The 23242-nt window shown below is 59.9% G+C and carries 20 protein-coding genes and 3 tRNA genes; 8 read left to right on the forward strand and 15 right to left on the reverse strand.

Translation table 11 applies throughout. The features are described from left to right. Window positions 1-224: 224 nt before the first annotated feature. Complete coding sequence (locus ACMXX3_RS05080; protein WP_421083670.1) at window positions 225-1553, forward strand: uracil-xanthine permease family protein; 1329 nt, start codon at window positions 225-227, stop codon at window positions 1551-1553. 77 nt (window positions 1554-1630) lie between these two features. Here the strand turns inward: ACMXX3_RS05080 and ACMXX3_RS05085 are convergent, their stop codons facing one another. The 4 genes from ACMXX3_RS05085 to ACMXX3_RS05100 all read right to left on the reverse strand — a co-directional run bounded on the left by ACMXX3_RS05085 (window position 1631) and on the right by ACMXX3_RS05100 (window position 4920). Next, on the reverse strand, window positions 1631-2419 hold the full coding sequence (locus ACMXX3_RS05085) for a glycerophosphodiester phosphodiesterase family protein (RefSeq protein WP_421083671.1): 789 nt from the start codon (window positions 2417-2419) through the stop codon (window positions 1631-1633). Between the two features lie 35 nt (window positions 2420-2454). Next, on the reverse strand, window positions 2455-3279 hold the full coding sequence (locus ACMXX3_RS05090; protein ID WP_421083672.1) for an HAD-IIB family hydrolase: 825 nt from the start codon (window positions 3277-3279) through the stop codon (window positions 2455-2457). A gap of 10 nt (window positions 3280-3289) precedes the next feature. Next, on the reverse strand, window positions 3290-3808 hold the full coding sequence (locus tag ACMXX3_RS05095; RefSeq protein WP_421083673.1) for a YbhB/YbcL family Raf kinase inhibitor-like protein: 519 nt from the start codon (window positions 3806-3808) through the stop codon (window positions 3290-3292). A 167-nt stretch (window positions 3809-3975) separates the two neighbouring features. Further along, on the reverse strand, window positions 3976-4920 hold the full coding sequence (locus ACMXX3_RS05100; protein ID WP_421083674.1) for a carbohydrate kinase family protein: 945 nt from the start codon (window positions 4918-4920) through the stop codon (window positions 3976-3978). 221 nt (window positions 4921-5141) lie between these two features. Between ACMXX3_RS05100 and ACMXX3_RS05105 the strand changes: the two genes are divergently transcribed. Continuing rightward, window positions 5142-6587: a glyceraldehyde-3-phosphate dehydrogenase gene (locus ACMXX3_RS05105; RefSeq protein WP_237189536.1), complete on the forward strand. Its 1446-nt coding sequence runs from the start codon at window positions 5142-5144 to the stop codon at window positions 6585-6587. A gap of 223 nt (window positions 6588-6810) precedes the next feature. On the opposite strand, the gene ACMXX3_RS05110 is transcribed toward ACMXX3_RS05105, so the two are convergent. From ACMXX3_RS05110 to ACMXX3_RS05125, 4 genes are all read right to left on the reverse strand, one after another. Continuing rightward, window positions 6811-6883: transfer RNA gene (locus ACMXX3_RS05110), tRNA-Phe, on the reverse strand. Between the two features lie 63 nt (window positions 6884-6946). Beyond that, a tRNA-Asp gene (locus ACMXX3_RS05115) sits at window positions 6947-7020 on the reverse strand. 50 nt (window positions 7021-7070) lie between these two features. Next, window positions 7071-7143: transfer RNA gene (locus ACMXX3_RS05120), tRNA-Glu, on the reverse strand. 374 nt (window positions 7144-7517) lie between these two features. Further along, the gene (locus ACMXX3_RS05125) at window positions 7518-8528 is read right to left on the reverse strand and encodes a universal stress protein (RefSeq protein ID WP_421083675.1); all 1011 of its coding nucleotides are present in this window, start codon (window positions 8526-8528) and stop codon (window positions 7518-7520) included. A 290-nt stretch (window positions 8529-8818) separates the two neighbouring features. Between ACMXX3_RS05125 and ACMXX3_RS05130 the strand changes: the two genes are divergently transcribed. After that, window positions 8819-10153, forward strand: coding sequence for a D-arabinono-1,4-lactone oxidase (locus tag ACMXX3_RS05130; RefSeq protein WP_421083676.1), 1335 nt, complete (start codon window positions 8819-8821; stop codon window positions 10151-10153). A 252-nt stretch (window positions 10154-10405) separates the two neighbouring features. Here the strand turns inward: ACMXX3_RS05130 and ACMXX3_RS05135 are convergent, their stop codons facing one another. From ACMXX3_RS05135 to ACMXX3_RS05145, 3 genes are all read right to left on the reverse strand, one after another. Further along, entirely contained in the window at window positions 10406-11812 is a 1407-nt protein-coding gene (locus ACMXX3_RS05135; protein ID WP_421083677.1) for an FAD-dependent oxidoreductase, read from the reverse strand. A 172-nt stretch (window positions 11813-11984) separates the two neighbouring features. Continuing rightward, entirely contained in the window at window positions 11985-12440 is a 456-nt protein-coding gene (locus tag ACMXX3_RS05140; RefSeq protein WP_421083678.1) for a hypothetical protein, read from the reverse strand. Between the two features lie 273 nt (window positions 12441-12713). Further along, entirely contained in the window at window positions 12714-12836 is a 123-nt protein-coding gene (locus tag ACMXX3_RS05145) for a hypothetical protein (protein ID WP_257617982.1), read from the reverse strand. A gap of 736 nt (window positions 12837-13572) precedes the next feature. Between ACMXX3_RS05145 and ACMXX3_RS05150 the strand changes: the two genes are divergently transcribed. Further along, complete coding sequence (locus ACMXX3_RS05150; RefSeq protein WP_421083679.1) at window positions 13573-14637, forward strand: sensor histidine kinase; 1065 nt, start codon at window positions 13573-13575, stop codon at window positions 14635-14637. 12 nt (window positions 14638-14649) lie between these two features. Further along, window positions 14650-15300: a response regulator transcription factor gene (locus ACMXX3_RS05155; RefSeq protein WP_421083680.1), complete on the forward strand. Its 651-nt coding sequence runs from the start codon at window positions 14650-14652 to the stop codon at window positions 15298-15300. Window positions 15301-15429: 129 nt separating this feature from the next. Here ACMXX3_RS05155 and ACMXX3_RS05160 read toward each other — a convergent pair whose 3' ends face one another. From ACMXX3_RS05160 to ACMXX3_RS05175, 4 genes are all read right to left on the reverse strand, one after another. Further along, a complete protein-coding gene (locus ACMXX3_RS05160; protein WP_421083681.1) occupies window positions 15430-17727 on the reverse strand; it encodes an FdhF/YdeP family oxidoreductase in 2298 nt (765 codons plus the stop codon). 38 nt (window positions 17728-17765) lie between these two features. Then, window positions 17766-18647 (reverse strand): formate dehydrogenase accessory sulfurtransferase FdhD, encoded by an 882-nt coding sequence (gene fdhD, locus ACMXX3_RS05165; protein WP_421083682.1) that lies wholly within the window; start codon window positions 18645-18647, stop codon window positions 17766-17768. After that, on the reverse strand, window positions 18640-18936 hold the full coding sequence (locus ACMXX3_RS05170; RefSeq protein WP_421083683.1) for a DUF6457 domain-containing protein: 297 nt from the start codon (window positions 18934-18936) through the stop codon (window positions 18640-18642). The genes fdhD and ACMXX3_RS05170 overlap by 8 nt, the downstream gene beginning before the upstream one ends. Window positions 18937-19002: 66 nt before the next feature. Next, a complete protein-coding gene (locus ACMXX3_RS05175) occupies window positions 19003-19350 on the reverse strand; it encodes a DUF2218 domain-containing protein (protein ID WP_421083684.1) in 348 nt (115 codons plus the stop codon). A 127-nt stretch (window positions 19351-19477) separates the two neighbouring features. Between ACMXX3_RS05175 and ACMXX3_RS05180 the strand changes: the two genes are divergently transcribed. From ACMXX3_RS05180 to ACMXX3_RS05190, 3 genes are all read left to right on the forward strand, one after another. Further along, window positions 19478-20962, forward strand: coding sequence for an S-layer homology domain-containing protein (locus ACMXX3_RS05180; protein WP_421083685.1), 1485 nt, complete (start codon window positions 19478-19480; stop codon window positions 20960-20962). A gap of 208 nt (window positions 20963-21170) precedes the next feature. After that, complete coding sequence (locus tag ACMXX3_RS05185; protein WP_421083686.1) at window positions 21171-22649, forward strand: NCS2 family permease; 1479 nt, start codon at window positions 21171-21173, stop codon at window positions 22647-22649. A gap of 170 nt (window positions 22650-22819) precedes the next feature. Continuing rightward, window positions 22820-23242, forward strand: a complete 423-nt coding sequence (locus ACMXX3_RS05190; RefSeq protein WP_421083687.1) for a YchJ family protein — start codon at window positions 22820-22822, stop codon at window positions 23240-23242.

The raw sequence follows: 23242 nt of genomic DNA on the forward strand, positions 1-23242 counted from the left end.
AAGAGTAGGCATACTTAGTTTACCTTGTCGATGACCCATATCTCATAGGGCTATGGGTTACAGGTGGGGGCTCCACGAACTGCGGGGTTTCCTTCGAGGTGCGGTTCTTCCCTCCGCATCTCGAAGGAAACTACGCATTTCACAATCGCACCGTCCTCATTCATCGCCTCAAGAGGCGTAGAATAAGGACGATTTACCCACCATCACAAAGGCTTTCCTCTCCCATGTCTAAGGACTCTAAGCTCGGTCTTGCCTGGACCCTCCACGGTGACGGCAAGAACATCACCCCCGGCGGAGTCGTCCGCCCCCTCGAACGCCTCACCTGGGGCCGCACCATCGGTATCGGCGCCCAGCACGTGGTTGCCATGTTCGGCGCGACCTTCCTGGTGCCCCTGCTCACCGGCTTCCCGCCTGCCACCACCCTCTTCTTCTCGGGTGTCGGCACCATGCTCTTCCTGCTGATCACTGCAGGACGCGTGCCCTCCTACCTGGGTTCGTCCTTCGCCTTCATTGCACCCCTGGCTGCGGCAACCAACCAGTACGGCCCCGGCGGGGCCCTGGGCGGTATCGTCATGGCCGGTATCTCCCTCTTCATCGTGGGCGCTATCGTTCAGGTTGCTGGCACCGGCTGGCTGACCAAGCTCATGCCCCCGGTTGTCACCGGCGCTATCGTGGCCCTGATTGGCTTCAATCTGGCCCCGTCCGCCAAGAACAACTTCATGGCCGCACCCGTGACCGCCCTGGTGACCCTGAGCTCCATCATCCTGATTTCCGTGCTCTTCAAGGGTATGATCGGCCGCCTGTCGATCCTTCTGGGCGTCATCATTGGCTACATCACCGCCGTGGTGCGCGGTGAGGTTGACTTCACCACCATCGAAAAGACCTGGGCTGAGCAGGGCCTCATCGGTCTGCCCCACTTCCAGGCCCCTGAGTTCCACTGGAACTTAGCTGGCCTCTTCATCCCCGTCATTCTGGTGCTGGTTGCCGAGAACATCGGTCACGTGAAGTCCGTTGCCCTGATGACCGGGGATAACCTCGATAAGTACTCCGGCCGGGCCCTCATGGCCGACGGCCTGGCCACCACCCTGGCCGGTGCCGGTGGCGGTTCAGGTACCACCACCTACGCTGAAAACATCGGTGTTATGGCGGCAACCAAGGTCTATTCCACCGCCGCCTACTGGGTCGCTGCGGTCTTTGCCGTCCTGCTCTCGATCTTCCCGGTCTTCGGTGCCGCTGTGGCCTCTGTGCCCGCCGGCGTGCTGGGCGGGGCTGCCACCGTGCTCTACGGCATGATCGGCATGCTGGGTGTGCGTATTTGGGTGGAGAACCGCGTGGACTTCTCCAACCAGGTCAATCTGACTGCCGCCTCCGTGGCCCTGATTGTTGGTATTGCTGACTACACCTGGGATATTGGCGACCTGCAGTTTGCCGGTATCGCCCTGGGTACCGCCGCTACCCTGGTGGTCTATCACCTGATGGCGGCGCTCAATAAGGCTTCCAATGCCCACCCCGAGCCGCTGACCCCGAGCGAGGCTAAGGGCGACGTCCACTAGCCCCTCACCTGACAGTAGGTACCATTTAAACTAGAAAAACCCACCTAGTTCGTGGGTTTTTCTAGTTTAAATGGTACCTACCGGGAGGAGGCGAGGACGCCAGCGAGTAGGTCGGTGCGGTTGGTGACGATTCCGTCCACCCCCTGCTTGAGGAGACGACGCATGGTGGGTTCGTCGTCAATCGTCCAGACATGCACCTGCACCCCGGCAGCGCGGGCAGCTGCCATGAGCCGTCGGTCAATCAGGTTGATTCGACGCCCAGCTATCACATGGTGGTCAGGGATCTGCAGGGAATCAAAGGGGGTCAGGACGCGCCCGCCCACCTTCTGCAGGGCAGGCCAGATACGCGGGGACAGGCGGGACAGCAGGAAGAAAAGGGTAAAGATTTTCTTTGACGCACTCAGCTGTACCGGCAGGCCAGCCTCTCGCAGGCGGCGGTGGGCAACCCTCAGGCGGGCCTCGCTAAAGGAGGCCAGGCGTACCCTGTGTTCAGCCCCGGCCTCACGCAGCACCTGGGCGATATTTTCAGCAGAGGCAGTGTCTTTGAGGTCAATGTTGAAGGGAATCTCGGGGAAGGCTGCAAGCGCCTCGCTCAGGAGGGGAATCTTGCCGCCGCCAATCAGTTCACAGTCCTTGAGCTGACTCCAGGTCATCTGCCCAATAACCCCGGAGCGGCCTGCCATGCGGTTGAGGGTGGGGTCGTGGAAAACCACAATCTGCCCGTCGGCAGTGGTGTTAACGTCGGTTTCTATCCACTGGGCGCCAGCGGCGACGGCGGCGCGGAAGGCTTCGAGGGTGTTCTCGGCGCTGGTGGTGGCCAAGCCCCGGTGGGCGAAGGTGAGACAGGTGCGGGTTTTCTCAGACATAGCAACCAGTATAGGGTTTATCCCCGGCCCAGCCGCTAGCCCTGCGGGCTCATCATGCTTTCGATAATTTGGGCAACGCCGTCCTCGTCAAAGGCCGGACAGATACGCCCCACCTTCTGCTGGACCTCAGGCAGGCCCGACGCCATGGCGTAGCCGTGCCCAGCCCAGGTCAGCATTTCCAGGTCGTTGGGCATGTCGCCAAAGGCCGCGATGTCGGCAGCTTCAATGCCGTGCTCAGCTGCGAAGTCAGCCAGCACCCGGCCCTTGTGCAGGCCGCGCTGGGCAATCTCAACCAGGGGCTGGTAGGGCACTGAGCGGGTTGCGGTGGCCCGCTCCCCCACTACAGACCGAACCTGCTCCAGCAGGTCAGCCGGGGTGGCCCCGTCCTGAAAAATCAGGTATTTCACGATCTCAGCGTCCTCAGCCACCAGGTCAAGAATCTGCCCCTGGACCGCCTTGCTATCGCGTTCATCAACGTGGGGCTCGTAGGCACCCCCCTGGATAAAGACTTCATTCAGAGTCTCTGCGATGAAGAGGGCCCCGGGAAAGGTGGCCTCTAGCTCCGCGTGGAGTTCCCGCACCTGGACGCCCGTCATGACGCGGGTTGCCACCACTTCACCGCGGGCCAAATCGTAGGTGACCGCTCCGTTAGAGCAAAAAGCGTAGGAGTTCTCGCCGTTCCATTCGGCCCCCAGCTGCTCAAAGACGGGGCCCATCCAGCGCAGGGGGCGGCCGGTGATAAAGATGATTCTGATACCAGCGTCCGCAGCCGCGTGGAGGGCCTGCAGGGTACGCGGCCGGAACCTCATGTCTTCGCCGATGAGGGTTCCGTCCAGGTCGCTGGCAATCAGTTTAATCATGCTCTAGATTCTAGTTCTCTTCGTGGGTGACGGTCAGAAAAGCGCGGGCAATCCCGTGGAAGAAAAGGTTGAAGTTCACGACGGCCGGGGAGGCGTCCTCGTCAACCTCCAGCTTCTCAACATCCACAGCGGTGACGCAGAAAATGTAGCGGTGGGGGCCGTGGCCAGCCGGTGGGGCAGCCCCCAGGAAGTCGCGGGTTCCCCCGTCATTGCGGTGCTTGGTGGCCGCTAGGGTGGTAGCGCCGCCGCGTTCCAGGGAGGTCACGCTGACAGGGACGTTGGAAGCTACCCAGTGCCAGAAGCCGCTGGGGGTGGGGGCGTCCGGGTCAAAGCAGGTAATGACGAAGGACTTGGTTTCTTCGGGGAAGCCGCTCCAGGTCAGCTGCGGGTTGATATCTTCGCCGCCCTCAATACCGAAGATGGCTGAGCGCATCCAGGCGGGAGCCGGGGCGCCGTCCTGCACATCGTCGGACGTCAGGGTGAAGGTGGGCAGGTCGGGCAGGTCTGCGTAGGGTTCGCGGTTGAGCATAGGGGCCTCCTCGTCCTTAATGTGGTGTTCCTTACCTATTTTACGGGGGTCTGCCGGACAAGACCAGGGGCCAGGCCCGTTGGCTCAGGCCAGCCCCTCACCCCAGGTGGCCTTAAAAGCAAAACCCACCTGCACGGTGGGTTTTACAGACTCATATCAGGGAGGGTTTAGCCTTCGGGGTAGAGCACCGCGTTGAGTTCTTCGCGGGTGGGAGGGTTAGCGCCCTCGCGGGAGACGGTGATACCTGCTGCGATGACGGCAAAGGCCAGGATTTCTTTCAGTTCCTCCTTGTTCAGCAGCTCGATGGCAGCCCGGGAGCCCTTACCTTCAATGCCGCGATCGAGCAGGGCCGCAATGAGGGCAGCCATCAGGGAGTCACCAGCTCCAACGGTGTCAGCTACTTCAACCCGGTAGGCAGGCAGGGCCAGGCCCTCCGGGGAGGTCTTGCGGGTGATTGCCCAGGGACCCATTTCCCCGCGGGTGACAACCACCAAAGAGGCACCAAGCTCAAGCCAGGCCTGGGCTGATTCTTCGAGGGTGCGGTTGGGATAGAGCCAGAGGAGGTCCTCGTCAGAGGCCTTCACCACGTCAGAGTGCTTGACGATGCTTTCAGCCCAGGCGCGGGCCTCAGAGGCGTCAGGAACGATAGAAGGACGGCAGTTGGGGTCGTAGGAAATGAGGGCGTGGGAGGAGGCTTCCTTAACAGTGGCAAGGACGGCCGACGCCCCCGGCTCCAGCATGGCGCCGATAGATCCAACGTGGACGGCGGTCGCAGTCTGGGCCACCTCCCGCAGGGCCTCTTCGGCAGCGTCCAGGGACCAGTCAATATCGAACTCGTACTCAGCTGCCCCGGTTTCACCAATGTTTGCCTGGGCCACCGAGGTCTTCTTGGCGTCAGCACCCACCGGCAGGATCACACCGGAGGCCTTCAAATGCGCCTCAATCAGTTCGCCATAGGCGTCGCTCCCGTAACGGCCAATAAACTGCGCTTCATGACCCAGACGGGACACGCCAACAGCGACGTTCATGGGGGAACCGCCGGGGTGGGCGTGGGACTCTGCGCCGGGGCGCTGGACAACATCTACAAGGGCTTCGCCAATGACTGTAAGCATGAACAAAATTTTACCGGGTGAGGCCTGGACCTCACCTAACTTTTCCGTCACAAACTCCACATGTGAGTGAACAAACTATAAACTAAACCCTAGAGTGTCCGCCTCACCTGACGCCCGGCGTCCTGGTGCGGCAGGCACGTCCTGTTACCGCCCACCAGCGCACCGCCGCGCTGCCAACCGATGAGTTCAACGACGCTACTCATCGAGGAAGAGGTCACCCTATGACTATTTCTGCCGAAAACGCTCACGACCAGTGGCTCGCCTCTGAGGCCGAAGCTGAGGCCGCGATCCCCCTGATTGGCAAGCTGAACCGCGAGAACAACGTCGTTGTGTCCATCCACGGCCACAGCCTCATCAACAAGTCCGTTATCCAGATTCTGAAGGCCCACCGTTTTGCCCGCCAGATTGACAATGTCGAGCTTGACCCGGCTGATTCCCTGGCCATTCTTGAGCTGGTTTCTACCCTTGATTTGGGCGCCTGCTCCCTGGATTTGGCCAGCCTGCAACACAAGTTCGAGGCTTCTGGCGCCGATGACCTTGAAACCTTCCTGCGCGATGAGCTCGCCCCCGTCGTGGGCAAGAAGGGCCAGATTGAGGCTAAGGCCCAGGACGTCGTCCTCTACGGTTTCGGCCGCATTGGCCGCCTGCTGGCCCGTATTCTGCTGGAGCGTTCCACCGGCCCCGGCCCCAAGCTCCGCGCCGTAGTGGTTCGTAAGAACACCGACAACGACCTGCACAAGCGGGCTTCCCTGCTGCGCCGTGACTCGGTCCACGGCGCCTTCAAGGGCACTATCCGCGTGGACGAAGAGAACTCCACCATCATTGCCAACGGCACCCCCATCAAGTTCATTTACGCTTCTGATCCGGCTGAGGTTGATTACACCGCCCACGGCATCGAGGACGCAATCGTGGTGGATAACACCGGCCGCTGGCGCGACAAGGAAGGCCTCTCTCGCCACCTTGAATCTAAGGGAGTGGCGCGGGTTCTGCTGACTGCCCCCGGCAAGGGCGTCAAGAATATCGTCTGCGGCGTCAACGACGACATCATCGAAGATAGCGACACTGTCCTGTCTGCTGCCTCCTGCACCACCAACGCCATTACCCCCGTGCTGGCCGTGATGGACGAGGTCTTCGGGGTCAAGCGCGGCCACGTTGAGACTGTCCACTCCTTCACCAATGACCAGAACCTGATTGATAACTTCCATAAGGGCGATCGTCGTGGCCGCTCCGCTGCCCTGAACATGGTCATTACTGAGACCGGTGCCGCTAAAGCCGTGTCTAAGGCCCTGCCCCAGCTGGAGGGCAAGTTGACCGGTAACGCTATCCGCGTTCCCACTCCCGATGTGTCTATGGCTATCTTGAGCCTGCAGCTTGAGAAGCCCGTCGGCTCCAAGGAAGAGCTCAACAACCTGCTGCGCGAGCGCTCCCTGCGCTCTAACCTGCGCCGTCAGATTGACTACACCGACTCCCACGAGGTCGTCTCAACCGACTTCGTTGGCTCCCGTGCCGCCGGTGTCGTGGACGGCCTGGCCACCATCACCTCCGGTGACGATAACGCTATTCTCTACGTCTGGTACGACAACGAGTTCGGCTACTCCTGCCAGGTGATTCGTGTGCTTGAGACCATGATCGGCGGCAAGCTACAGAGCTTCCCCGCAGCGGCCTAAGAGGCCTAAGGGCGCGGACGCCCGCGCAAAGCAGGTGCCCCCGGCTAGTTAGGCCGGGGGCACCTGTGTAAATAAGCCTCAGAGGGCTTCTGTAGCTTGAGAAGACTTCGGGCTATGGGCAAAACACAACTGCGCCTGCTCATCCCCTGGGGGATAAGCAGGCGCAGCTACTTCTTAAAAGAAAAAACCCACTCTCATGTAGAAGCCTAGAGAGTGGATTTCGTGGCTCCGACCGGCGTCGATCCGGTGACCTTACGATTTTCAGTCGCACGCTCTACCAACTGAGCTACAGAGCCAGGCATACCCTTAGATATGCCACAACCGCGTCTTCTCACAAGTGAGAACTTACGCGGTCGGAGCGACCCCGACGGGACTTGAACCCGCGACCTCCGGCGTGACAGGCCGGCGCGCTAACCAACTGCGCTACGGGGCCATACGTAAAAACCGAAGTTCTTACATGGCCGTGAAACCAAGGTTTCACAGTACCCCCAACGGGATTTGAACCCGTGTTACCGCCGTGAAAGGGCGGCGTCCTAGGCCGCTAGACGATAGGGGCTAGTTCGCTTGTCGTGACCGGCCTTGTTTCCTCAGCCCGTCGCTCGAACAAGTAATACATTACGCGAGTTCAAACAGGCGTGCAAATCGAAAACCGCCCAAAGAGCCCATTTGAGGGCAAAAACTAGGTGCCCTGCACCACAAATTCACCCAAAAGTAACCGACGCTACAAATAAATAGCCTAGTCAAACCGCATAATGCCGCCGCGGGCGTCCGTCCCAAAAATTTTTTGAACTTTTTTAAAAAAGACGGCAGGAGAGCACCGTCGGAGCCTGTTTCCTGAAGAAAACCGGCTTCGGCGGGAGCTCTCCTGCCTTGTCTTACATCTAGCCTACTCCCCTCACCCGGGACTGGCTAGAGGTCAAGACCTAAAGATTAGCCCCACGAAACACTAGCGTCAGGTGCCTGCTCGATTCGGGGATCCTCAATCTGGGGCACAATCATGACCGGCACCTGGGTATTGTGCAAAATACCCTGGGAGGTAGAGCCCAGAATCATGCCAGCGATTCCACCCCGGCCACGGGTACCTACAACCACCAGGTCGGCGGTCTTACCCGCCTCCAACAGAACCTGCACGGGGGAGCCGTCAATCAGCTTGAACTCAATCTCAAGCTGGGGGAAGTAGCCGCGAATCCACTCGGCAGCCTTCCGCTGCAGGTCAGCGATTTCCCGGTAGAGGGCCTCAAAATCAACCGCAGCGGGCACCCAGTTCAGGGCACCGGTATAGGGAGCCAGGGCATTGACCAGGGTGAGCTTAACGCCCCGGCGGTTAGCTTCATCCGCTGCCTGCATCATGGCCAGACGAGCCTCGTCGGAGCCGTCCGAGCCCACCACAATGGGAAGGGAGCGGTCAAGGATCGCAGGGTCAGCCTCAATCTTCTCAGCAAAAGAATGGGGCACAGCGACAGTAGGGCAGTGAGAATGTGCAGGCAAAGAAGTTGAAACAGTGCCCAGCAAGCGGCCCAGGAAACCGCCGTGGGAACGAGAACCCACCACCATCAGTTCAGCCTTCTTAGAAAGTTCCAGCAGAACAGCAGTAGCGTCCCCCGTTTCAACGGTTGCCCGGAGCTCAACGCCTGAATCACCCACCCGGGAATAGGCCTCATCAAGAATCTGGGCGACCCCGTCGGTCAGGGCTTCTTCGTCCACCATGGAGTAGCCCGCGTCAAAGCCGGTACCGGTAAAAACGGGCAGGGAGTAGGCCGTCACCATGCGGACGGGAACCTTACGGACTGCAGCCTCATGGACAGCCCACTGCAGGGCGCCGTAGCTCTGCTCTGAGCCATCAATACCAACAATGATTTCGCCGGCTGCATTGGCGACGTCGGCCAGGTTATCGCGGGCTGCTACTGCTTTTTCACCAAAGGTGAGTTCGCGCTCGGTCATGGTCATCTCCTTAGATTTTCGATGACCCCGCTTGCGTCAGCCGGGTTTCCGGCGTTTTTGCCGGGGCCTTACCACCAGTCTAGTCCCCCCACCTGGCAGAAAAGGGTCTATGTCACATGATGACACCCTGCGGTTCGCTAGGGGCAATGTTTGCACCGGTCGGTTCGAGTCAGCGGACGGCTCTCCCCCGGCTCCCCTGCCCCATCCCAGGAGGGCAATAGGTAGCGTCCTATCCCCTAGCCCCTGCCAAAAACATGGGAAAATAAGGAAACGAGAGAAAAGAGGCAAGCATGGCTACAGCAGACCAGACCCCCTCGTGGAGCACCTGGGCCCGCCAACACACCACCCAGCCCACCGGCGTCCTGGCCCCCCGCTCGGTGCCCGAAGTGCAGAAGCAGGTTCAGGACGCCGCCGCAGCCGGCAGCCGGGTCAAGGTCGTGGGGCGGGGGCGGAGCGCGTCCGCCATTGGGCAACCCGCAGGAACCCTGCTGACCCTGGACCACCTGACCGGCCTGGTGCAGGTGGACCCCGACAAGCTCACCGCCTCCTTCCTGGCGGGCACCACCGTCCGCGACGCTAACCGCCTGCTGGGCTACTACAACCTGGCCTTTACCAACCTGGGCCGCCTCGACGATCAAACCCTGGCCGGGGCGATCTCAACCGGCTTCCACGGCACCGGCCTGGCCTACGGGGTCTTTGCCACCCAGGTCGCAGAACTAAAAATCGTGGACGCTACCGGTAGCCTGCTGGTCTGCTCCCCCCAGCAGAACCCGGAAATTTTCTCAGCGGCCCTGTGCGGGCTGGGGGCCCTGGGCATCATCGTGGAGCTGACCTTCCAGGTGGTACCCCAGTTCCGCCTGCACGCGGCTGAACGCGGGCACTCCTACACGGATATCGTCCACTCTTTTGAAGACCGCTGTCGCGGGGCCGACCACTACGAATTCAGCTGGTTCCCCGGCTCCGGGGAGGTGCGCACCCGCAGGCTCACCCGTCTGGCCCTGCTGACGGATGGGTACATGCCCGCTGGGTCGTCCGTCAGCCAGGCCCGGCGCTACGGGGGCGACCACCTGCTCAACAACGGGGTCTTCTCGGCCCTCAGCTACGCCGGGGCCAAGGTGCCAGCTGTTCAGCCTGTTCTCAATAAGGTGTCGAACTGGGGTAAGGGCAACCGCCGCTACGCCGATTATTCGGCCCGGGTTTTCACCATTCACCGCACGGTGCGGCAGAACAATATGGAATACGCTTTCGACCTGGCCCAGTTTGCCGGGGTCATGCGCGACGTGCGCGATCACCTGGCCTCTTACCGGAATGAGATGGCCTACCCCCTGGTTGTGCGGACCGCTGCCGCTGATGATATTTGGCTGTCTCAGGCTTATGGGCGGGAGACTTTCTATATCTCGGCCCGAGCCTACTGGCGCCAGCCCCATGCTGAGTTGTTTGGGGCGTTGGAAGAGGTCTTTAAGGCGCATGGGGGGCGGCCCCACTGGGGCCAGTTCCATACCCAGGACGCGGACGCCCTCGCCCAGCTCTACCCCCGCTTCGGCGACTTCGTGGAGCTGCGGGAGGAGCTTGACCCCGAGGGGCTCTTCCTCAACCCCTACCTGGACTGGGTGCTGATGCGCTAGCCGTCCCCGCCCCTGCCCTCCCCGGGTAGGTACCATTTAAATCAGAAAAACCCACGAACTAGGTGGGTTTTTCTGATTTAGATGGTCTTTTCTACAAGAAAGTGGGCGCTACTCGCCGCGGGAAATCGCCGTCATCTCGTCGCGGTCAACCACCTTGATACGGGCGCGGGCTGGCCGTAGATTTTCCGAGCGCGCGAGGAACAAAAAATCTAGGGCCAGACGCACGGCGTCAGCCGGGCTGCGAGCCCCGCGCTACTCGCCGCGGGAGATAGCGGTCATCTCGTCGCGGTCAACAACTTTAATACGGGCGCGGGGCTCGCCGGCGGCGTCCTTAGCCTCTGCACCCAGGGCCTTTTCGTGGTCGTCCAGGCGGTGCCAGCCTTCCCAGGTGGTGTAGCGGACGCCGGCCGCTTCGAGGAAGGCTTCAATGGCTGCGGGGTCGGCGGCCTCGGCGGTGTAGAGGTTTTCGCGGTCTTCGAGCAGGTGGGTGACGGTTTCGAGGGCGTCTGACTTGGTGGAACCAATCAGGCCGACGGGGCCGCGCTTGATCCAGCCGGTAGCGTAAAGGCCGGGGACGGGCACGTCGCTGTCGTCGATGACGCGGCCCTCGACGTTGGTGATGACGCCGCGTTCGCTGTCGTAGCCGACCTCGGGCAGTTCGGAGCCGAAGTAGCCGATGGCGCGGTAGACGGCCTGCACGGGGTAGTCGATGAATTCGCCGGTGCCGGTGACGCCGCCGTTGCCGTTGAGCTCGGTGCGTTCCATGCGGATTCCGGTGACCTTGCCGTGCTCACCGAGAATCTCGGCGGGTGACTGGAGGAAGTGCAGGTGCAGGCGGCGGGAGGCGGTGCCGGGGTTTTCCTTCTGCTCTTCGAGCCAGCCGTTGAGGGTCTTCATCATGACCTTGGTCTGGGCGTTGGTTTCCATGGCTTCGCGGGAGGCGTCGTCGAACTGGAAGTCTTCTTCGTAAAGCACGATGTCAACGTCGCGGGAGTGGGCTAGTTCGCGCAGTTCGAGGGGGGTGAACTTGATCTGGGCGGGGCCGCGGCGACCGAAGACGTGCACGTCGGTGACGGGTGAGGCTTTGAGGCCCTGGTAGACGTTGTCGGGGATTTCGGTAACGAGCAGGTCGTCGGCATGCTTGGAGAGCACGCGGGCGACGTCGAGGGCTACGTTACCGTTGCCGAGCACTGCGATTTCTTTGGCTTCCAGCGGCCAGGTGCGGGGCACGTCAGGGTGGCCGTCGTACCAGGAGACGAAGTCGGACGCACCGTAGGAGCCGGTGAGCTCAACACCGGGGATGTTGAGGTCGGCGTCCTTAATGGCGCCGGTTGCGAAGATGATGGCGTCGTAGTGCTTGCGCAGGTCGGCCAGGGTGACGTCGGTGCCGTAGTTGACGTTGCCGAAGAAGCGGATGTCGCCGCGGTCGAGCACCTTGTGCAGGGCGTTGATGATGCCCTTGATGCGGGGGTGGTCGGGGGCTACGCCGTAGCGGATCAGGCCGAAGGGGGCGGGGTAGCGGTCGAAGATGTCGATAGCTACGGGGACGGCTCCGGTGCGGACTTCTTCGCTTTTGGTGAGGATGTCTGCGGCGTAGATACCTGCGGGGCCTGCACCGATGACGGCGACGCGCAGGGCGCGGGGGGCTTCGGTTGACACGGGTTTTCCTTTCGGCGCCGGGCACACTTGAGCGCGGTGACCAGCTGAGGACGTTTGTACACAGTTGGTCACCAGTTTACCGGTGAGCACCGGGTTAGGGTTACCTTATTCGCCTCTTCTTGCCTGAGAGTTCGCTCTATCTGAGCCTTAAATGCCGTGTAGGACCCCTGCTTTAGATGGCTCCGGCGTGGGACCAGCCAGCGTCTAGGCATTCTTGGGGAGCGGTGAAGAAACCATGACCCGCGTTCTTTTCGTTTTGGGCCATGACCTCAGCTGGAATGTTGGTGTAGTAGTCGCGGTATTCTTCAACGGACATGTCTTGGGCGCTGGGTTGAAGTTCAGCGTATTCTTCGGGGGTGACCAGGGTTCCGCCGAAGCACATGACGCCGGAGTAGACCACGTAGATATTTCCCTCTTCGATGCCCTTTTGCATGTCTTCTTCAGAGATAGAAGGTCCTTCTTGCGCTAGCTCTTCTGGCGGGATAGTTTCCATGATGGTAGGCGCAGGCACAGTGGTGGTGTGGACGCTCGGGGTGGAGCTTGGTGCCTCAGCTGTGGTGGACGCGCCGCTGGAGCAGGCCGCCAGTAGCGGAATGAGTAGGGCAAGGGGAAGGGCTCGACGTGGCATGGTGCAATCTCCTTTGAATGCCAAGAATTGTAATTATTCCACCAGACACATCTGAAGTTTTCAAGAGATAGAAGCACCTTCAGTACTTAAGTACTGAGTTGTGCTTAGAAACTTGGCTCAACACTCCTTAAGGGTATTTTCCTCTTCACGCCAACAGCCCCAAGCTAAGTAGACATAGAAGTAAACGGTCAGGTGCATACTTTAACTGAAGTGTTTCTGACAACCGCTAGGCCTGCATCTCACAGCTGAAGATGCAGGCCTAGCGGTGTCTATTTACTGATTCTCGCGCTTAGCTTTTTGGTGCCGATACAGAGTTACCGTAGCAACACACAAGGTAGCAATTGCACCACCGTAGGTGATGTAGCTCAGAAGCGAGCTGAGAGTTTCTGAAGTCATGTTTCGCTCCTATTTAAAATATTTGGGTTAATATCCTGACGGCTTATTGATCTTCCACCATATTCCTGTGGTTAAAAGCAATAAGAGTGCCGGTATCGCAACATAGATAGTCCAAGCCACACCTGAATACCACGATTCTAATGCTTTTAAACTGATAGAGGTGAAAAATGCAGACAAACAAAGGACCCAGACTGATTTTTTATCCATCTTTAAGGCGTGAAAACCGTAAGGTAGCTCAGGATAGAAGTAGACATTTTATTCTCCTTTGAATAACTGAGATATAGCGGATAACTGAAACTCCTTGGTGTTTCTCCGCAGGTTTCTCGTCATATTTCAATAGTAGGTATCGAAGAGCACCCCAGGCAAGGAAAAACAGCTTATGGAGGCAAGGTCAGTACCTTAGTACTGACCTTCACCTGAATCCTTGACGCACCTCACATCCATGGGCTAAGAAAGAGGGAGAAGTACCCCGTCTACAGGAAAGGCAAACCCAGTGAAAGTCCTTGCCACAGCCCTCCTTGCCGCCAGTTTTCTCTTCACGCCAGTAGCCCCAACCTACGCCACCACAGAAACACACAGTCAAGACCCCCTGTTTCTCTGCAAGTTCCTCCAGTACAAGCCACCCTTCTGCAAGCAAGCACACCAGTGACCCAGCTACTACACACCCTACGGTCCCTGCCGACCGCACGTCCTTCCCGCGCAGTCCGGCTCGCCACACTCGTCCTGTCCCTAGCGATTGGCACTACAGTCTTCCTCCAAGCCGTCAGCCGCCCCGACGGCCACCTACCCCTGCATATCGCTTTCTTCGCGCTCATCGCCCTCTGGTGCGGCGCTCTACTGCACTGCCTACCGGCACTCTGTATACGCCCTATACGCGCTCATACTTCTCAGCTCGGCCTACTACAACCAGGTATCTGCCCTGCTGGCCTTCTTCATTCTTGCGAGCACCTTTTTGTTCGTTCTCACCGGCCCCCTACCAGGTATTTTTCTCCTCGCCATCTCACACATAGCTGGAGAAATCATTACGGCTTACGCTCTACAGCAGTCCTTTAGCTCATCCTCGTTGATCTTCAGTCTTACCCTCTTTATTACCCTCCCCCTAGCACTACGGATCTCCTGGGAACAGAAAAAGACCCTGGCCCAGGAATACGCCGACTACAAAGAACAGGTAGCTGAATCCAACCGCGCCCTAGCCCGCGAACTCCACGACACCGTAGCCCGGCACATCAGCGTCATCGGCCTCAGCACCGGCCAAGGGCTCGATGCAACCGACCCCAGCGGCAAAGACGCCGCCCTGCAGACGATCGAAGAACACACCCACAAAGCCCTCACAGACATGCGCCTGCTCATCCGCACCACCCGAGGCGACACCGACCCCACAGCCCTACCCCAGACGTCCGCCCCCACCGTCAACCTCACCCAGACCCTAGCCCAAGCCCGCAAAGACCTCACCGACCACGGCTTCACCCTGCAGGAAAACATCACCATCACCGAAGCCGACCTACCCGACGGCGTGCGCCCCACCTTCCACAAACTCATCCAAGAAATCTGCCACAACGCCAAAAAATACGCCCAACCAGGCTGCACCATCACCGTCACCGCCAAACCCAACCTCACCGGCGTCACCGTTACCACCTCCAACCCCGCCGCCCCCAGCAACCCCAAAAAACACACCCGAGGCACCGGCTACGGGCTCGTCGGCATAGGTGAGCGCATCCGTGCCCTCGGCGGAACCATGCACTACGGAATAACAGGCACAACCTGGAACCTCACCATCCACCTACCCCTCGCCACCGCCTAGAAAGCACCCACCATGCAGCAACCCACCGTAGCCCTCATCGAAGACGACCCCGACTTCAACGAACTCCTGGGCCTCTACATCAAAAACGACCCCGACCTCAACCTCATCGCCACAGGACGCAACGGGCAAGAGGCCATCACCATCGCCAACACCCTACGCCCCGACGTCTTCCTCATGGACCTCAACATGCCCGTCATGGACGGCATAGAAGCCAGCAAACACATCCTGGCAACCCACCCAGACACCAAAATCATCGCCGTCACCACCTTCGATAGCTACAGCTACGTCAGCCAAGCCCTCGCCGCAGGCGTCCACGGCTACCTCCTCAAAAACTCCCGCGCCAAGGAAATCAAACAAGCAGTCACAGCTGCGGTTGAAGGGCGGGCCATCATCGACCGGCGGGCCCTCGCCAGCCTGGTTATCTCCATGAACCTCACCCAACCACCCCAGGGCGACCCCTGGAGCGAACTTACCGACCTCGAGCAGAGCATCACCAAGCTCGTCTGCCTGGGGCGCACCAACCAGGAAATCGCACAGGAACTGAACTACTCACTCTCAACTATCAAAAACACGCTCTCACAGGTCTACAAAAAGATGGGCGTCACCACCCGCACCCAGCTCCTGGTACACGCCGGGCACCACAACTTCCCGGTGCTGGACTAAAAATTCATCTGGCCTGTCATTTCAGGTACACCTAAAATGACAGGCCAGATTTCACTTAATTCCGGGTATATTCGAAATCTACCGTGGGCGGGCTGGGGGCGCGGACGTCCGTCCGCCCGCTACCGCCGGTTAAGCCTTACGCCCCAGCGATTCCAGGCGCACCAGCACCGACTTATAGACCGGAGTGTTCGATCGCTTCGCCGCCGAATCCAGCGGAACCAGCACGTTCCCCTCGGGCAGGTAGACAGTGCAGCAGCCGCGGGCGTGGTCGTACTCAACTACGCGGAAGTTAGGAGCCCGACGCTCGCCGTCCTCCCAGACCGAGACAATATCCACCAGGGAGCCGTCCTCCAGGCCCAGGGCAGCAATATCAGCCTTGTTCATAAAGACCACGCGGCGGCCCTGGCGCACCCCACGGTAGCGGTCGTCCAGCCCGTAAATCGTGGAATTGAACTGGTCATGCGAGCGCACCGTCGACAGCAGCAGGTGCCCCTCGGGAACCTCCAACACGTTAGTCTCATTGACCGTCAGCATAGCCTTACCGGTTGCCGTATTGAAGACACGCTCACGCGGGCCATTGGGCAGGTAAAAGCCGCCGGGCTTCTCAATCCGCTCGTTATAGCCCTCAAACCCGGGAAGAGTACCCTCGATAGCCTCACGAATCACGCCGTAGTCGTCAATCATGGGCTGCCAGAAATCATCGCCGAAGGTTTCACGGCCCACCGAGCAGATAATATCTACCTCTGATTTGAGGTCAAGATCCTCGTTAGCGGTGCGCTTACCGATAGAAGCGGAGACAATACCAAAGGAGTTCTCCACTGTAATTTTCTGCGGGCCAGACTTCTGAATGTCCTGGTCAGTTCGGGCCAGGACGGGCAGGATCAGGGCCTTCTCGCCGGGCCAGGCATGAGAACCGTTGGGCTTGGTAGACAGATGAACAGTCATCTCCTGCTGGCTCATGGCCTTCTCACAGGCGGTGGTATCTGAAGCAACCCGCACCAGGTTACCGCCCAGGGACATAAAGAACTGGTTCTTGCCGTCGCGCATTTGGCGCAGGGCATCCACGGTGTCTAACCCCTCTTCGCGGGGCACGGGAAAGCCAAAGTAGTCTTCAACAGCAGCCAGGAAGGACTCGGGCATCTTCTCCCAGATACCCACAGTGCGGTTACCCTGCACGTTCGAGTGGCCACGGAAAGGCGCAGAGCCCGCCCCGGGCTTGCCCATATTGCCGGTGAGGAAGAGGAAGTTCATCATCTCCCGCAGGGTACCCACCGATTCGCGGTGCTGGGTGACGCCCAGGGTCCAGGAGACAATAGCGGTCTTAGCCTGCTGAACCAGGTCAGCAACCCGGCCCACCTGGGCAGCCGAAATGCCGGAGCCCCGCTCCAGCTCGGCGTCGTCCAGGCCCAGCAGGTGCTCCTTCAGCTCTTCAAAGCCACTGGTGAACTTCTCAATAAAGACGTGATCAATGGCGTCGCGCCTAATCAGCTCTTTGTTGAGCTGCTGGAAGAAGGCGCGGTCGCCGTCCAGCCGCACCTGCAGGTACTCGTCCGCCAACTTCTCAGGCTTGAACATACCCACCGGCGACTGGGGCTCCTTGAAAGCCATCAAACCGGTTTCAGGCATGGGGTTAAGCACCACCATTTTGCCGCCGTTTTCCTTCATCTTCTTGAAGCTGGTCAGCGACCGCGGGTGGTTGGTGCCGGGGTTCTGGCCTACAGAGATGAGCAGGTCGGTGGTTTCGAGGTCGTTCATGGTGATAGACCCCTTGCCCAGGCCGGCTACTTCCTTAAGGGCAACGCCGGTGGACTCGTGGCAGAGATTACCGCAGTCGGGCAGGTTGTTGGATCCCAGGCGACGGGCTAGCAGCTGGAAGGAGTAGGCAGCCTCGTTAGAAGCGCGGCCCGAGGTGTAGAAAACGGCCTTTTTAGGGTCGGTTTTCTTGAGCTGGTCAGCGATCATACCGATGGCCTTGTCCCAGCTGATAGGACGGTAGTGGTCATCCCCGCTAGAACGGTCATACAGCAGGGGCTGGGTAATACGGCCCTGCTTACCCAGCCAGTGATCGGTCTTATCACGGAGTTCAGTGACCGAATACTGGGCCCAAAAATCAACACCGGCGCGGTCAGAGGTTGTTTCCTCAGCAATTGCCTTGGCGCCGTTCTCGCAGAACTCAACGAAGTTGAGGTCCTTCTGGTTGGGCTCTGGCCAGGCACAACCGGGGCAGTCGACACCCCCGTGCTGGTTCATATTGACCAAAGGGAGCAGGCCCCGCGCAGGAATAGCGTGGGCCATAGCGTGCATCACGCCGCCCAGACCTGCTGCGGCCTTGGTACGGCGGCCAACCCTCGGGTTGTCAAAGGCGTTAGCTTCTTCGCTCACGCGGCTGACGAGGGGGACTTCTTCGTTTTTGGTTACCGTAGTCATAGCCCTAGTCTAGCGCCATGTGGGCTATATTACTTGTGCTAACTATCCAGAGTTCCGGAGTAAAGGTTAAAACGGTGCTCACGGGCGAAAGCGATGAGAGTCAGACCGGATTCCTTGGCAAGATCAACGGCAAGCGAAGACGGGGCTGATACAGCGATAAGCGCTGAGAAACCGGCAAGAACTGCCTTTTGGACCAACTCAAAGGACGCCCGCGAGCTGACCACCAACGTCCGCCCCGGCAAGCCCGGGGCTGGGGGTTCTAGCCCGCCGTTCATGAGCAGGTGACCAACCACCTTATCGACGGCGTTGTGGCGGCCGATATCTTCGCGGGCCACGATCAGCTCACCGGTTGGTTCAAAGACAGCCGCGGCGTGAATACCGCCGGTTTTTTTGAAAATCACCTGGTGGTCGCGCAGGCGGGCAGGCAGTTCCAGCACCTGGGCCGGAGTGAGGGCGGTAGGAGGAATAGGGCGGGTAGCCTTCCCCATAATCGAGTCAATCGAGGCCGACCCGCAGACTCCGCAGGCCGAATTGGTCACGGTCAGGCGCAGGGGCGCGGCCTTCTCGAAAAGGGGCAGGACGCCGCCGGGCGAAGAGGGCTGGGGATTTTCGGGGGCCGTGCGGCTCAGGTCAAGCACATTGTAGGTGTTAGCGCCATCGGGCCCGGTGGCCCCGGCGCAGTAGCGGGCGGTGCTGATTTCTGCTGCGCTCTTGATCAGCCCTTCGGCGTGCAGGAAGCCGTGGGCCAGCTCAATATCGTGCCCCGGGGTGCGCATGGTGGTGGTGACGGTCTGGCCGTCCAGCCTGATTTCAAGGGGCTCCTCGGCGGTCAGGGCATCAGCCCGCCGGTCTACCGAAAAGGTGCCGTCATCTTTCAGCACGTAGCGGGTGGCCGGGGCGACGCGATTCAGCCTACCCATGGTTCTCCCGGTACTCCTCGATCAAGGCCTCCACCTGTTCCAAAGCTGCGCGGACGCCCTCCACCTGCTCATCAGCGTCCTGCCCCGGAGCCTGACCGGCAGCGTACCCCACCAGGAAAGCAGCCAAGGGGGCCGCAGGGCGCACCACCCCGTGCGCCACATGCTTGGTCATGCCCAGAAGATGGGGCATAGCATTTTCCATCAGGGCAGGGTCAAGGTTCAGACGGGACGAAAGCTCGGCAAGGAAATCGCGGGCAATCTCAAGGTCGCGGGGGTCTCTCTGACTCATAACGCTCCAACGGTGCAGCGGGGAAAAAATTTCAGTTTCAAACATACACCCGCCTGCGCCAAGAGCCTAGAGGACTACGAAAGTGACGGTGAGGCCGTCCTTCTCACCGAATCGCTCCAGGTGGCGACCCAGCACGCCCTCCAGGCGCTCCCGCCCCTCGGGGCTCTCAGCGTAAGTCAGCAGAATAAGACGCTCGACGCCGTCCACCTCCTGCACCAGCACCTCCCCGTAACCGCCAAAATGACCGTCCCGGTTAAAGGTGAGCCGGTGGCCGCCCTCCACCTCTTCAGCCAGGATCTTATGCCCCAGATGGCTAGCCAACTGTTTGGCGTAGCGGGCAGGGCGGTCAGTGAGGACGACAGCCCGCGACCGGGCAGACATCGTTGAAATATCAGGGTAGACAGGGTTCTGCATGGGTAAACCTTTCCTAGAAGTTAGGGTTACCTAATATTCTACCTGAGGGATTTCCCTTCCACGCCCCCACATAAAATCACTCCGCCGGCACTCCCATCACCTTTCACCGCTCAACCTATACTTACATGTGACAAGAACACTTTGTCCACTCGCGAAATACTATAGAGGCTTCAATCATGCACACCCCCCCCCGAAACTTAAGGTAACCCGCGCACAGGCACTTGCGCTTGCAGCATCAGGACTAGCTGGAGCTGCCCTTAACTCAACAGAGGCACACGCTGCCATCCCCGTCGTCGGAGGAATCCGGTCTCTTTGGGTTACCAATCCAACCCGTTTTGGCTCGCCCCTCAGCCCCGAGCAAGCTCTCAGTCCAGTTACCTCATACCAGCCTTTTAGCAACGGCGTTATTATTTGGAACCTCCATTCCGGAAGCCATTTCTACCCCGGCAATCCCCAAAACTTCATTCGCACCGGACCTCGTAACCTCCTACGTGACGCAAATAAAATTCTTGGAATCCAAGATGCCCTTCTCATCGGAGACTCACAAATAGGTGATCCCAGCCTTAGCCCCGGCTTCTGGGTCGGGCAGGGGTTTACTCAAGCTGGCTACCGCCCTCATTTCTATAGCTGGGGTGGAATCGGCGTCCATGCCGTAAATCAATACCACCCCTCCTACTTTGATAGCGTCATCAACAATGCCCGTGCCCTCCCCTTAGGCTCCCCAGGTATCGTCTATATCCAGGGGTCCGGCAACGACCTCTGGACTGGACGTAGCTACCAAGATACTGCCGAGGGCCTACGTACTATAATCAGACTCCTCCGAGAGCTCTACCCCCACAGCCTCATCATGCTTTCTGAAGTTGTCAGTCGACGCATACCTGAGCAAACCAACCGCCACCAACTTTCAGACCACCTAGCAGCTGTAGGCAAACAAGAGGGAATCCACGTAGTCCCCAACCGTTTCTGGATTACAGATAAAGGTGTTGCTCACCTACTACAAGACTCCGTTCACCTCTCACCAGCAGGACATAACGCTCTAGCACCCCACCTAGCCGCCTGGATTCGCTGGGCTACCAACAAAGGGTTCACAGACGTGTTTCCCAACACCGGTTTTTACCAAGAAATAAATTGGATGAGAACAAGTGGTATATCAACAGGATGGGCAGACGGAACCTACCGACCCTGGGCAACCATGAATCGTGACGCCATGGCAGCGTTCTTCTACCGACTCGCTGGCTCCCCGAGCTTCACCCCACCGACAGTTAGTCCCTTCACAGACATCGCCCCTCATTCCAATTTCTATCAGGAAATTACGTGGCTCCGCGCCACCGGAATAACCACAGGTTGGGCAGACGGAACCTACCGCCCTCTCACCCCAGTAACTCGAGAAGCCTTAGCTAGTTTCCTGTACAGACGAGCAGGGTCCCCCACTTTTACTCCACCGACAGCTAGCCCGTTCACCGATGTCTCCCCAGCCGATGAACACTACAAAGCTATTAGCTGGTTGCACTCCATGAACTATGCTCGTGGCTGGTCAGACGGCACCTACCGCCCCAAAGCAGCAGTTACCCGTGACGCTATTGCGGCTTTCCTGTACCGAATGGATAGCTAAAACTACGTTTCCTGTTTCTAGACTGTGTAAGAAGATCCTGAATCTGGCGCAAAAACTTTTGCGCTGATTCACATCCCTTTTTACCCATTGCTATGCTTTCACGGGCGTAGACTAAACAGGTACATCAGCGCCGTCCGCACACCAACAGACGGCGCCCTTTCATTTCTGGGCCACACAAACCCACACGAGTATCTACGGATTTTCACGAATGTCTTCTGAGAACACCGCGGCTCACAAACCCGCACCCTCAGCGCCCACCAGCGCCCTCGACCGCTACTTCAAAATCACCGAACGCGGCTCCACCCTCTCCACCGAAATCCGCGGTGGCCTAGCGACCTTCTTCGCCATGGCCTACATCGTGGTGCTCAACCCCCTCATCCTGGGCCTTGGCCCCGACGCAGCCGGTAACGCCCTCGGCGTCGAGCGCGTCGCCGCTGCCACCGCCCTCATCGCCGGCATCCTCACCATCATCATGGGCATTTGGGCCCGTCAGCCCTTCGCTATGGCGGCGGGTCTGGGCGTCAACGCCCTGCTGGCCTCCACCATCGCCACCACCCCCAACCTCACCTGGCCCCAGATCATGGGCCTGGTCGTCTGGGCCGGTATCGTCATGGGCATTCTGGTCCTCACCGGCTTCCGCCGCGCTGTCTTTGAAGCCGTCCCCGAATCCCTCAAAACCGCTATCGTTGTGGGCATCGGCCTCTTCATCTCCCTGATTGGCCTGGTCAACGCCGGTATCGTCCGCCGTATGCCCGATGCAGCTGGCACCACCGTCCCCGTCTCCTTCGGCGCGGGCGGCCACCTGCAGGGCTGGCCCATCTTCGTCTTCCTCTTCGGCCTCTTCCTCACCATCGCCCTCTTTATCCGCAACGTCCGCGGTGCGATCCTCATCGGCGTGGTCGCCTCAACCATCCTGGCCATTGTGCTTGAAAAGCTCTGGCCCTCCGGCTCCTCCATGGACTCAGCCACCGGCTGGTCCCTCATGATTCCCGGCATCCCCACCCAGTGGATCGGCCACCCCGACCTCTCCCTGCTGGGCTCCGTTGACATGGTCGGCGCCTTCTCAGGCTCCTCCCTGGGCACCCTGGGCGCAACCATGCTCATGTTCGCGATTCTGCTGGCTGTCTTCTTCGACGTCATGGGCACCTCCGTGGGCCTGGCTTCCGAAGCTGGCACCATCGACGAGGACGGCAAGATTGAGAACATCGACAAGGTGCTGCTCATCGACGCCGCCGGTTCCGTCCTCGGCGGCGGTTCATCGTCCTCAGCCCACCAGATCTTCGTAGAATCTGCCACCGGTATCGGTGAAGGTGCCCGCACCGGCTTCGCCAACATCGTCACCGGTGCCCTCTTCCTGCTGGCTGTCTTCATCTCCCCGCTGGTGTCCATCGTGCCCTTCGAGGCTGTTGCCCCCGCCCTGGTCGTGGTGGGCTTCCTGATGGTGCGCCAGGCCGTTCACATCGACTGGACCGACTGGGGCCTGGGCATTCCCGCCTTCCTCACCATCATCATGATGCCCTTCACCTACTCCATCGCGGACGGTATCGGCGCCGGCTTCGTCGCCTTCACCTTCATCCGCCTGGTGCAGGGCCGTGGCAAGGAGGTGCACCCGATCATGTACATTGTCTCGGCTGCCTTCCTGGTCTTCTTCGGCATGGGCGTGATTGAGGGCTGGATGCACGCCTAACCCGCATTACACGCCCAGCGAACCCCCGCTCCCCCCAGCGTCTACCCAGGCAGGCGCCACCAGAGCACCCTTATCAAGAGCCCCCGCTCTTTTTCTCCTTTCTACGGTCAGAAACACCGGAGGCAGGAGAGAAAGAGCGGGGGTTTTCTTGACCCGTTAGAGTAGTAACCATGTTTGAACCCGATACCCGCTGCCCTTGCGGCACCGGCGAAACCTACGGCGCCTGCTGCGGCCGCTACCACACCCGTTTCGCCCAGACCGGCGACCTGACAGCACCTACCCCCGAGGCCCTCATGCGCTCCCGCTTCAGTGCCTTTGCGGTGGGCCTACCCGACTACCTCCTGGCTACCTGGCACCCCAGCACCCGGCCTGCGTCCTTAGACCTTGACGGCAGCCTGCGCTGGTACCGCCTCGATATTCTCAGCACGGCAGGTGGCCCCTTTGACAGCACCGGCGGGGTGGAGTTCGCCGCCTACTACCGGTCAGTGCCGGGCACGCCCGAGGACGAGCGGGTGCGCGGGGTGCAGACCGAAGTCTCCCGCTTCACCAAGGATGACGGGGCCTGGTACTACGTGGATGGTGAGGTCAACTGA

The sequence above is a fragment of the Rothia nasimurium genome (assembly GCF_049068285.1).
In the GTDB taxonomy this organism is placed as follows: domain Bacteria; phylum Actinomycetota; class Actinomycetes; order Actinomycetales; family Micrococcaceae; genus Rothia; species Rothia nasimurium_I.

What these genes read in the sequence shown, in the direction of transcription:
- fdhD (WP_421083682.1), bottom strand. Translation starts at nt 18,647, where the DNA reads ATGGGTAGGCTGAATCGCGTCGCCCCGGCCACCCGCTACGTGCTGAAA.
- ACMXX3_RS05100 (WP_421083674.1), bottom strand. Translation starts at nt 4,920, where the DNA reads ATGCTTACAGTCATTGGCGAAGCCCTTGTAGATGTTGTCCAGCGCCCC.
- ACMXX3_RS05145 (WP_257617982.1), bottom strand. Translation starts at nt 12,836, where the DNA reads ATGACTTCAGAAACTCTCAGCTCGCTTCTGAGCTACATCACCTACGGT.
- ACMXX3_RS05125 (WP_421083675.1), bottom strand. Translation starts at nt 8,528, where the DNA reads ATGACCGAGCGCGAACTCACCTTTGGTGAAAAAGCAGTAGCAGCCCGC.
- ACMXX3_RS05160 (WP_421083681.1), bottom strand. Translation starts at nt 17,727, where the DNA reads ATGACTACGGTAACCAAAAACGAAGAAGTCCCCCTCGTCAGCCGCGTG.
- ACMXX3_RS05130 (WP_421083676.1), top strand. Translation starts at nt 8,819, where the DNA reads ATGGCTACAGCAGACCAGACCCCCTCGTGGAGCACCTGGGCCCGCCAA.
- ACMXX3_RS05085 (WP_421083671.1), bottom strand. Translation starts at nt 2,419, where the DNA reads ATGTCTGAGAAAACCCGCACCTGTCTCACCTTCGCCCACCGGGGCTTG.
- ACMXX3_RS05095 (WP_421083673.1), bottom strand. Translation starts at nt 3,808, where the DNA reads ATGCTCAACCGCGAACCCTACGCAGACCTGCCCGACCTGCCCACCTTC.
- ACMXX3_RS05080 (WP_421083670.1), top strand. Translation starts at nt 225, where the DNA reads ATGTCTAAGGACTCTAAGCTCGGTCTTGCCTGGACCCTCCACGGTGAC.
- ACMXX3_RS05185 (WP_421083686.1), top strand. Translation starts at nt 21,171, where the DNA reads ATGTCTTCTGAGAACACCGCGGCTCACAAACCCGCACCCTCAGCGCCC.
- ACMXX3_RS05190 (WP_421083687.1), top strand. Translation starts at nt 22,820, where the DNA reads ATGTTTGAACCCGATACCCGCTGCCCTTGCGGCACCGGCGAAACCTAC.
- ACMXX3_RS05170 (WP_421083683.1), bottom strand. Translation starts at nt 18,936, where the DNA reads ATGAGTCAGAGAGACCCCCGCGACCTTGAGATTGCCCGCGATTTCCTT.
- ACMXX3_RS05090 (WP_421083672.1), bottom strand. Translation starts at nt 3,279, where the DNA reads ATGATTAAACTGATTGCCAGCGACCTGGACGGAACCCTCATCGGCGAA.
- ACMXX3_RS05105 (WP_237189536.1), top strand. Translation starts at nt 5,142, where the DNA reads ATGACTATTTCTGCCGAAAACGCTCACGACCAGTGGCTCGCCTCTGAG.
- ACMXX3_RS05175 (WP_421083684.1), bottom strand. Translation starts at nt 19,350, where the DNA reads ATGCAGAACCCTGTCTACCCTGATATTTCAACGATGTCTGCCCGGTCG.
- ACMXX3_RS05155 (WP_421083680.1), top strand. Translation starts at nt 14,650, where the DNA reads ATGCAGCAACCCACCGTAGCCCTCATCGAAGACGACCCCGACTTCAAC.
- ACMXX3_RS05140 (WP_421083678.1), bottom strand. Translation starts at nt 12,440, where the DNA reads ATGCCACGTCGAGCCCTTCCCCTTGCCCTACTCATTCCGCTACTGGCG.